Below are 4298 nucleotides of genomic sequence, written 5' to 3' on the forward strand. Positions count from 1 at the left end.
CGTCACGTCAAAACGCGCCACGATCCCGAGTTCTACCAGACACACCAGCCCACAACCGAGCCACCACAAGATCCGAACCCTGAACAGCCCCTAGCTGTTCTGACCCGTGTTGCCGGTGGGCCGCCGCTGTCCGCCCGGTACGGCATGATCGGAGGCGTGACCGCACCCCGTCTGATGCTGCTCGACTCCGCCAGCCTGTACTTCCGCGCCTACTTCGGTGTACCGGACACCCTGCGCTCGCCGCAGGGTGAGCCGGTCAACGCCGTCCGGGGCCTGCTGGACTTCATCGCCCGGCTGGTCCACGACCACCGGCCCGACCAGCTGGTCGCCTGCATGGACGCCGCCTGGCGGCCGCAGTGGCGGGTGGACCTCATCCCCTCCTACAAGACCCACCGGGTCGCCGAGGCCGCCGAGGACGGCGCGGAGGAGGTGCCGGACACCCTCGCCCCGCAGGTCCCGGTGATCGAGCAGGTGCTGGACGCGCTCGGCATCGCCCGGATCGGCTCCGCCGACTACGAGGCGGACGACGTGATCGGCACCCTGACCGCGCGCGCCACCGGACCGGTGCAGATCGTCACCGGCGACCGCGACCTGTTCCAACTGGTGGACGACGCCCGGGAGATCACCGTGCTGTACCCCGTCAAGGGGATGGGCAACCTCCAGGTCACCAACGACGCGCTGCTCCGCGAGAAGTACGGCGTGGGCGGATCCCAGTACGCCGACCTGGCCGCCCTGCGCGGCGACCCGAGCGACGGCCTGCCCGGCGTCAAGGGCATCGGCGAGAAGACGGCGGCCCAGCTGATCCACGAGTACGGCGACCTCGCCGGCATCCGCGCCGCCGCCCAGGACATCGGCTCCGCGCTGACCCCGGCCCGGCGCCGCAACATCCTGGAGGCCGCGCCCTACCTGGACGTGGCACCGACCGTGGTCCGGGTCGCCACCGACGCCCCGCTGCCCGACTTCGACCCGGCCCTGCCGACCGAGCCCCTCGACCCGATGACCCTGGAGGCACTCGCCGCCCGCTGGGGCCTCGGCACCTCCCTGGACCGCGTCCTGGAGACCCTCGCCACCCGCTGAACACCCACCGCCTCCCGGAGGGCCCGTGAACTCCTGCCCACCCGGGAGGCCGACCCGTCCGGCCGCCCGCGCACACCGGTCCGAAACGATCACGGCGGACCGGCGAGCCACCTGCCGGTCCGTCACACTCCGGAACCGGGGCACACAGATGCCGGACGCCTTCGAACAGGCGGCCCGTGAGGCCGGGGCCGCACTCGACGAAGCGCAGCGGACCGCCGCCCCCGACTCGCCCTGAAAATCGGGCCATTGCCCCCGCGCACCTCATTGAGCGCCTCGGAGTGGGCTCCGAAGCCTGCTACCGCATCGCCGTAGCAGGCACGGGAATCGGGGGTGGCCTCGCTCGATCCGAGCGAGGCCACCGCCGAGAAGGGCAGGTCGGTACTCGGAAGTGTCGGACGGGGACGTGCTGGCCACGGAGTAGAAAGTCGGATCGGCCAACTTCCTACTCGGCCCCACCTTCTCGCCGACCGTCCCCAGGGCGACGCACTCCCCGATCAACCACGCCTTCAGCCGTCTCCGACTCCTCAACGGCGCCTGACGACATACCCCAGGTATCAGCCCTGATCCGCTAATGGCCGGCTGCCCTCGCGCAATTGCGCGAGGGCAGCCGGCCATCCATCAGCTGGCCTCACACACCCCGGCGTGGCGATCGAACTCGCCAACCTTGACACCCTGGAGGAACGCGGCGAACTTCTGCCGCGTTATCCGGACGATCACTTCGCCGACATCCGACTCGCGCATCTCCACCACGCCGTCAATCGTGCGAACTTCCACACAGTCGTTACCGGATCCACTGAATGTGGACTTCTGCCATGCAGTACCGTGCATTTCCAGCCTCTCAGAGTTCTCGGGCAGTCTTGTGGATCAGGTCGCGAGACTCCTTCTCGCCCAATGCCGCCCGCTCGGTACGGTTGAAGATGGCTCGATAGGCTTCCAGCTCACTGACAGCGTCGAACAGGATGGATCCGCGCGAGGATTCCAGCTCCACCGTATCGAGAGCAGGAACCGGGCCGACTGCATAAGTGAGATTTTCGACCGCCCCAGGAAACGTCTCCGTGGCAAATGGGACGACTCGGATCGTCATCCACGGCAGCTCCGAGTCCTCCAGGAGCGCTTCCAACTGCTCCTTCAGGACGCGGTCGCCACCGAACCTGGTCAGCAGCGCGGACTCGTAGATGAAGGCCGTGATCGGCTTCCTGTCCCGACGCAGATCGTTTCGACGTTGGGCCCGGAAGGCGGTACGGGCGTCGATCTCATGCCTCGGGAGCGCCGGAATGAGGCGCCCGAAAACCTCAAGCGTGTACCGGAGGATCTGACAGGGTCCCGGGATGTGAGTGGTGACCCAAATCAGCAGCTCGATGGAGTGCTTCTCCAGCTCGGCGTTCTCAAGGAACCCATCAGGGATGCTTCCCCGATACTCCTCCCACCAGCCCTTCGAACGCTCCTGTGCCATATCGGCCAGTGCATCGACAAGCGGGTCGTTCAAGCACTTGCAAGCTGCCGCCAGCGATCTGACACGCTCCGGACTGACGCCGACTTTCCCTGACTCCATCTGACTGACCTGCGTGGGGTCGATCCCCAGAGCCCTTGAGAGCTGCTGCGCGTTGAGACCTGCGGACTCGCGAATCTTTCGCAGCTCGACGCCGAAGCGCCGTTGCCTCCGCGTCGGGTTTCGTCGTGGCGGCATTGGTCCCTTCCCTGTATGGAGTAGCCCAAGTCTGCCGCGCCCCCGACGAACGGGTCTACCCAGTGCTGGGCATGACCACCGAAGGGTGAACTTTACCGATTGCCGTATCAAGGATGATGTGAGTGATGTAGCGTCACTCTCCGTCGGAACCCGGTGGTCCGTCAGTAACGCTTGCACCTAGCGGCAGTAGACGTCCGCTGCCCGTGTGCACCTCAGAGCAGCCAGGTCTGGCCTGGCCTCATTCACGTCAACGCATCCGTCGACGTTTTCTCCCCGCCCCTCCCTCCCGCATGGAGGTCTGCCATGCGTGCCCTCAACCCGCCCGACTGGTCCGCCGCCCGCAACGAGCTGCGCGCGCTCCTCCTCACCTCCGGCTGGCCCCCGGACACCATCCACGACGCCGAACTCGCCCTCCACGAGCTGTACGTGAACGCCTGGCGTCACGCCGGCTGCCCGGCTCCCCGTGTCATCGTCGTCCTCCACGCCCACACCCTCCGGGTCGCCGTCTGCGACGACTGCCCCGACCTGCCCGCACCGCGTGTGAGCGAGGACCCCTACGAGGTGTCCGGGCGCGGACTCCATCTCGTCCGCGCCCTCACCCACCGCTTCGGGGCCGACACCCACAAGAGCGGCAAGGCCACCTGGTTCGAGCTGGACGCCGCCGCGTGAACCGCGAACCTCTCACACCCCACGACCCGATCCTCCGCACCTGCACCGAGCCCGAGGTCACCGTTCTCCTGCGCGAACTGCACGAAGCCGGACGTCCGTTCGGCATCCTGTGGGGCTCCGCCGTCGTCGACGGGACCACCATCGACGGCCGCATGCTCGTCAACTTCGGCCACGCCCCGGTCTCGACCCTCCTCAACCTTCTCGACCTGCTCCGCGAGACGGACCGGAAGTGAGCAGCTTCCTCGTCGGCGTCGCCTTCGCCGCTCTCCTCGCTCTCGCGATCGCCACCGTCATCACCGGTGTCATCACCGCCCTGAAGATCGGCCCGCCGCCTCCGCCCATCACTCGGCACGGCCACTGGGAGCTCAGGACCCTCCCCGACGGCACCCCCGACTACACCTGGATCGCCTGCCAGGCCAGCCACTTCAGCCCCGAAACCAATCTCGACCACCAGAAGTCCCGGGGCCGCCGCCGCATACCTCGTTGAGTGTCTCGGAGTGGGAAGTCGGCCCGGCCGACTTCCCACTCCTCTCCCGTTGGTGGGCTTCGAGGCTCGCCACCGCATCGCCGTAGGAGGCCCGGGAATTGGGGGTGGCCTCGCTCGGATCGAGCGAGGCCACCCCCAGAAAAACGTACGTTGATACTCGAAAGATCGTCCCAACACCCGTCCGGCCGGGCACCGAGGGCCCGGTCTGTCGTGTGCGGTGGCTCCTTGCGTGTACGCAAGGAGCCACCAAGAGGAGAGCCATAGACCCCCACAACTCCGAAGTGTCGGGTGGCCGCGGTGACTACGGAGTAGGAAGTCGGATCGGCCGACTTCCTACTCCGCCCTGGGCTCGCTACCGGATTAAGCGCCAGCGGCAAG

6 protein-coding genes are annotated in these 4298 nt (G+C 67.5%); 4 read left to right on the top strand and 2 right to left on the bottom strand.

Features of this window, described 5'->3' with window-relative positions; genetic code table 11:
• Positions 1-144 precede the first annotated feature (144 nt).
• The gene (locus ACIQ9P_RS37985) at positions 145-1077 is read left to right on the top strand and encodes a 5'-3' exonuclease H3TH domain-containing protein (protein ID WP_402366726.1); all 933 of its coding nucleotides are present in this window, start codon (positions 145-147) and stop codon (positions 1075-1077) included.
• A 618-nt stretch (positions 1078-1695) separates the two neighbouring features.
• On the opposite strand, the gene ACIQ9P_RS37990 is transcribed toward ACIQ9P_RS37985, so the two are convergent.
• Positions 1696-1905, bottom strand: a complete 210-nt coding sequence (locus ACIQ9P_RS37990; protein WP_402366729.1) for a DUF397 domain-containing protein — start codon at positions 1903-1905, stop codon at positions 1696-1698.
• A 10-nt stretch (positions 1906-1915) separates the two neighbouring features.
• Entirely contained in the window at positions 1916-2764 is an 849-nt protein-coding gene (locus tag ACIQ9P_RS37995; protein ID WP_402366732.1) for a helix-turn-helix domain-containing protein, read from the bottom strand.
• A 303-nt stretch (positions 2765-3067) separates the two neighbouring features.
• On the opposite strand from ACIQ9P_RS37995, the gene ACIQ9P_RS38000 reads away from it, so the two are divergent.
• The 3 genes from ACIQ9P_RS38000 to ACIQ9P_RS38010 are packed head-to-tail and all read left to right on the top strand — an operon-like array spanning position 3068 to position 3920.
• Positions 3068-3433, top strand: coding sequence for an ATP-binding protein (locus tag ACIQ9P_RS38000; RefSeq protein WP_402366735.1), 366 nt, complete (start codon positions 3068-3070; stop codon positions 3431-3433).
• A complete protein-coding gene (locus ACIQ9P_RS38005; RefSeq protein ID WP_402366737.1) occupies positions 3430-3666 on the top strand; it encodes a hypothetical protein in 237 nt (78 codons plus the stop codon). The genes ACIQ9P_RS38000 and ACIQ9P_RS38005 overlap by 4 nt, the downstream gene beginning before the upstream one ends.
• Complete coding sequence (locus ACIQ9P_RS38010) at positions 3663-3920, top strand: hypothetical protein (protein ID WP_402366740.1); 258 nt, start codon at positions 3663-3665, stop codon at positions 3918-3920. Before ACIQ9P_RS38005 ends, ACIQ9P_RS38010 begins: the two co-directional genes overlap by 4 nt.
• The last annotated feature ends 378 nt before the right edge of the window (positions 3921-4298 follow it).

The sequence above is a fragment of the Kitasatospora sp. NPDC094019 genome, from assembly GCF_044764505.1.
GTDB lineage: Bacteria > Actinomycetota > Actinomycetes > Streptomycetales > Streptomycetaceae > Kitasatospora.

What these genes read in the sequence shown, in the direction of transcription:
- ACIQ9P_RS38000 (WP_402366735.1), top strand. Translation starts at nt 3,068, where the DNA reads ATGCGTGCCCTCAACCCGCCCGACTGGTCCGCCGCCCGCAACGAGCTG.
- ACIQ9P_RS37985 (WP_402366726.1), top strand. Translation starts at nt 145, where the DNA reads ATGATCGGAGGCGTGACCGCACCCCGTCTGATGCTGCTCGACTCCGCC.
- ACIQ9P_RS37990 (WP_402366729.1), bottom strand. Translation starts at nt 1,905, where the DNA reads ATGCACGGTACTGCATGGCAGAAGTCCACATTCAGTGGATCCGGTAAC.
- ACIQ9P_RS37995 (WP_402366732.1), bottom strand. Translation starts at nt 2,764, where the DNA reads ATGCCGCCACGACGAAACCCGACGCGGAGGCAACGGCGCTTCGGCGTC.